This is a genomic window from Halomonas sp. 707D4, assembly GCF_024158685.1.
Lineage (GTDB): Bacteria > Pseudomonadota > Gammaproteobacteria > Pseudomonadales > Halomonadaceae > Vreelandella.
In genome coordinates this window covers 1-4,240 of sequence record NZ_JAMZBD010000277.1, presented here as the reverse complement: position 1 = coordinate 4,240, position 4,240 = coordinate 1, and the positions used below count along the sequence as shown (strand labels likewise).

The following is a 4,240-nucleotide window of genomic DNA, read 5'->3' as shown; positions in this document are numbered from 1 at the left end:
TGCTGCCACAGCGCATTGTCGGCGAAGCCCGCCTGCAGGCCGGCGGGCAGCGGCTCGACCACCACCAGGGTCGCCTCCGGGTGGCGCAACAGCTCCTCCAGCGCCACCGTCGAAAATCCCCACTGGTTGGTCGGCTCGCGCCAAACGTTGACCAGCCCCATGCGCTCCATCACCGCCGCGAACAGGCTCTGCTCGCCGAAGACGCGCAGGTGGCGGGCATCGATGAACTGCAGCACGATCAAGGGCGGCTGCTCACCCAGCGCGGCCCTGTGGCGTGCCAGTGAAGCTTCTACGTTCTCGATCAGCGCGCTCGCCGCGTTCTCGTCGCCGCCGAGGTCGGCCAGGGTGTGCGTGGTTCGGGCCAGGCGCTGCCAAAGCGAGCCCCCGGGCTCGTAGGTCGCAACCCCCGTGACCGGCGCGATGGCCCCGAGCGAATCGCCCAGGCGCATGAAGAGCGGCGATAGCAGGATATGGTTTGGGGACTGCTGGGCGATCAGCTCGCGATTGGGCTGGGCGCGAAGGCCGATGTCCCGGGTGATGGCGGGAACCGCCTCGGCGCCGCTCCAGCGCTGGTACTGGGGAAGTTCCGCCAGCCCCACGGGCGGCGTGCCAAGGGCGGTCAGGGTTTCGGCGACGGTCCAGTCCAGGGTCACGAGATCGTTTGCCGTTGCATGAAGCGGGGCGAGAGCGGCAAGCCACGCCAGCGCCCACCGAAGGGTGCGCACGCGGCTCATTGGGCGACGGCGATGGCGTGTTGGCCGTTGGGGTGAGTCATGACTTGCATGGGCAGGCCGTAGATCGCCTCCAGGGTGGTATCGCGCATCATTTCCCGGGGCGCCCCATGGGCGAGCAGGCGACCGCTGTGCAGCGCCATCAGCTCGTCGCAGTAGCGTGAGGCCATGTTGATGTCGTGCAGCACGATGATCACGCCCAGGTCGAGCTCGTCGCAGAGCTTGCGAATGAGCGCGAGCACCTCCATTTGATGGGCGATGTCCAGCGCGGCCAGGGGCTCGTCGAGCAGCAGAAAGCGGCTGCCCTGGGCCAGGAGCATCGCCAGCCACACCCGCTGGCGCTCGCCCCCGGAGAGGGTGTCGACCAACCGGTCGGCGAACGCCTCGGTGTGGGTCAGCGCGATGGCCCGCTCGATCGCCTGCTTGTCCTTTGCCGTATGCCGACCCAGAAGCCCGTGCCAGGGGTAGCGGCCGAAGGCGACCAGTTCGCGTCCGGTGAGGTTTTCCGCGCTGGGCAGGTGCTGGGGCAGGTAGGCCACCTGGCGCGCGAATTCGCGATTGCCCCAGGCGTCCAGGGGCCGGTGGTCAAAGTGGATGTTCCCCTGACTGATCGGCTGCTGCTGAGCGAGCAGCTTGATCAGGGTCGACTTGCCGGAACCATTATGGCCGATCAGCCCGTAGACCTTGCCTTGGTGAAAGGTGTGCTCGATAGGCTGGAGAAGGGGCTTGCCATCGATGGCGAACGTGGCGCCTTTAACCTCGAACATGGGGAACTCCTGGTGACCCGAGGGCGTACGACGCCGGAATTGTATCGTGAATGGTTATCATTTGACAGCCGGCGCCGATCGCGTGTAGCGGTGAGCCCGGCTTAATTGTAGTGCTAATGGTTATCATTTAAAATGCTTCGCCGCCACTCGGCCAATTTCGTGACCCGCCCGCGCCGTGCCGCACGAGCTTCGGACGGGTCGAGACAGTAAGGTAGTGACTATGCCGGGCAATGCGCCGTGGGCTCAGAAAAGAGGGGGCGTCTCCCCTGCAAAAACGTGTCTACTGCTCAGCCTGCCGCTGGCAGTACTGGTGATACTCGGCCTGCAGGCCCAGGGCGGCGTGATGGATGCCGTCAGCGTGCTGGTCACCCCGACCTTCGCCGACCCCCAGGAACTGCTGCTCTATTTCGCCTGGTGGCCACGACTGGTGGTGGCGCTGCTGGCCGGCGCTGGACTGGGGCTGGCCGGGGTCTTGATGCAGCAGGTACTGCGTAATCCGCTCGCCTCGCCCACCACCCTTGGCGTCGCCTCCGGGGCGAACCTGGCGCTGATGGTGGCCACCGTGCTGACGCCGGGGCTGCTGGTCATCGGGCGGGAGTGGATCGCCCTGGCCGGCGGGGCCCTGGCGGTGGGACTGGTGTTTCTGCTCTCCTGGCGGCGGGGTCTTGCGCCCATCGTCGTCGTGCTGGCGGGATTGGTGGTCAACCTGTATCTCGGCGCGCTCGCCACGGCGCTTTTGCTGTTCAATCACGAAACCCTGGCGGGGCTCTTGATCTGGGGGGCGGGATCGCTTGCCCAGAACGGCTGGGACGGCGCTGCGATGCTCGCGCCCAGGCTCGTCATCGGTGCGGTGCTCGCCTGGTTGCTGCTGCGTCCGCTGGCGGTTCTCGAGCTCGACGATGCCAGTGCCAAGAGCCTCGGGGTCTCGCTGTCGGGGCTGCGCTTTGCGGGCATGGGGCTGGCGGTCTTCCTGACCGGCAGCATCGTGAGCGTGGTGGGCATCATCGGGTTCATTGGTCTGGCCGCCCCCAATATCGTGCGCATGGCCGGCGCTCGCCGACTCGGCGCGCGGCTGGTCTGGTCCACACTCCTGGGGGCCATGCTGCTGGCGACCACGGACCAGCTACTGCAATTCTTCTCCGGGGCGACGGCGGCCTTCATTCCCACCGGCGCGATCACCGGGGCGCTGGGCGCGCCCTTGCTGCTGTGGCTCATTCCGCGCCTGCGCCTTTCAAGCGGCCAGCCCCCCAAGGGCGCCAGCGTGTTCGCGACGCGTCATCCAGCACCTGGGCGCTTGGCGGTGAGACTCTCGCTGGGGCTTGCGGTCTTTGCGCTTCTGGGGCTGCTGCTGGGGCAAGGGGTGGATGGCTGGTACTGGCTGGCGCCTACCCAGTGGGACGTGGTCGAGTGGCGCCTGCCCCGGGTGCTCGCCGCCGCCGCCAGCGGCATCATGCTGGCCATGGCCGGCACCCTCTTGCAGCGGCTTTCCGCCAACCCCATGGCGAGCCCCGAAGTGCTGGGCGTCAGTGGCGGCTGCGCCATCGCCTTGATTCTGGGCATCTATCTGCTGCCTGCGCCCACTCAACCCCTGCTGGTGGCGGTGGGCACCCTGGGGGCGCTGGTCACGCTGATCGTGCTGGTCGGCATCAATCGCAAGAGCGGGTTCGTGCCGGAGCGGCTGCTGCTGACCGGGGTGGCGATCACGGCGCTGTTCGATGCGGTGAGAAACGTGATGCTGGCCGGCGGCGACCCGCGCGGCCAGCAGGTGATCGCCTGGCTTGCCGGCTCCACCTACTACGTGGACGTGACCAGTGCTGTGTGGATCGGGGCGATCGCGGCGCTCTTGACGCTCTTGATCCTGCCTTTCACGCGCTGGCTCGATATCCTGCCGCTGGGCGCGCCCACGGCGAAGGCGCTGGGGGTGACCCTGAACCAGGCCCGGCTGGCGCTGCTCCTGCTGGTGGCGCTGCTCACCGCTTGCGCGACGCTGGTGGTGGGGCCGCTTTCGTTCATCGGCCTGCTGGCGCCGCACATGGCGCGCCTGGCCGGGTTTTCCCGCGCCCGCCACCATCTCGTCGGCGCCGCGCTGATCGGCATGCTGTTGATGGTGCTGGCGGACTGGGTGGGCCGACAGGTGATCTTCCCTTACGAGATACCCGCGGGGCTGGTGGCCTCGTTGATCGGCGGCGCCTACTTCATGTGGGGTCTGCGCCGCCTGTAGGGGGATCAGCGCTTGAAGTACGCCTGCATCACCTCGATCACGCGCTCGATGTCCGCGTCATCGATATCGCGGTGGACCACGAAGCGCGTGGCGTAGACCAGGTCGAGCAGGATGTCGTGCTCCTTGAGCCAGGCGGCGAGCGGCGCGACGTGGGCGTGCTCGACCTCGGCGAACACCATGTTGGTCGCCTGCGACGTGACGGTGATGCCGGGCAGGGCGGAAAGCCCTTCGCCCAGGCGGGCCGCGCGGCGGTGATCCTTTTCCAGATCCGCCACGTGATGCTCCAGGGCGTATTGGCAGGCCGCGGCGATGATGCCGGCCTGGCGCATCCCGCCGCCGACCACCTTGCGCCAGCGCCGCGCCTTGTCGATGAACGCGTGCGAGCCCACCAAGGCCGATCCGATCGGCGCGCCGAGTCCCTTGGAAAAGCACAGCGACACGCTGTCGAACGGCTGGCACATCGCCTCGAGCGTCGTGCCGGTGGCGACCATGGCGTTGAACAGCCGCGCGCCGTCGAGGTG

Annotated in this window: 4 protein-coding genes; 1 reads left to right on the top strand and 3 read right to left on the bottom strand. The window is 67.9% G+C overall.

What is annotated here, in order from left to right; all coding sequences use genetic code 11:
* The coding region (locus BIS11_RS11930; protein WP_253586102.1) for an ABC transporter substrate-binding protein at positions 1–734 on the bottom strand (734 nt) is incomplete at its 3' end.
* Entirely contained in the window at positions 731–1,498 is a 768-nt protein-coding gene (locus BIS11_RS11925; RefSeq protein ID WP_253426727.1) for an ATP-binding cassette domain-containing protein, read from the bottom strand. The genes BIS11_RS11925 and BIS11_RS11930, both read right to left, overlap by 4 nt.
* Positions 1,499–1,718: 220 nt before the next feature.
* Between BIS11_RS11925 and fhuB the strand changes: the two genes are divergently transcribed.
* Positions 1,719–3,719 carry a Fe(3+)-hydroxamate ABC transporter permease FhuB gene (gene fhuB, locus BIS11_RS11920; protein ID WP_253586101.1) on the top strand — a complete coding sequence of 667 codons (2,001 nt, stop codon included), beginning with the start codon at positions 1,719–1,721 and terminating at the stop codon, positions 3,717–3,719.
* 5 nt (positions 3,720–3,724) lie between these two features.
* On the opposite strand, the gene BIS11_RS11915 is transcribed toward fhuB, so the two are convergent.
* Positions 3,725–4,240, bottom strand: a 516-nt coding sequence (locus BIS11_RS11915; protein WP_253586100.1) for a low specificity L-threonine aldolase, incomplete at its 5' end; no start/stop codon positions are given.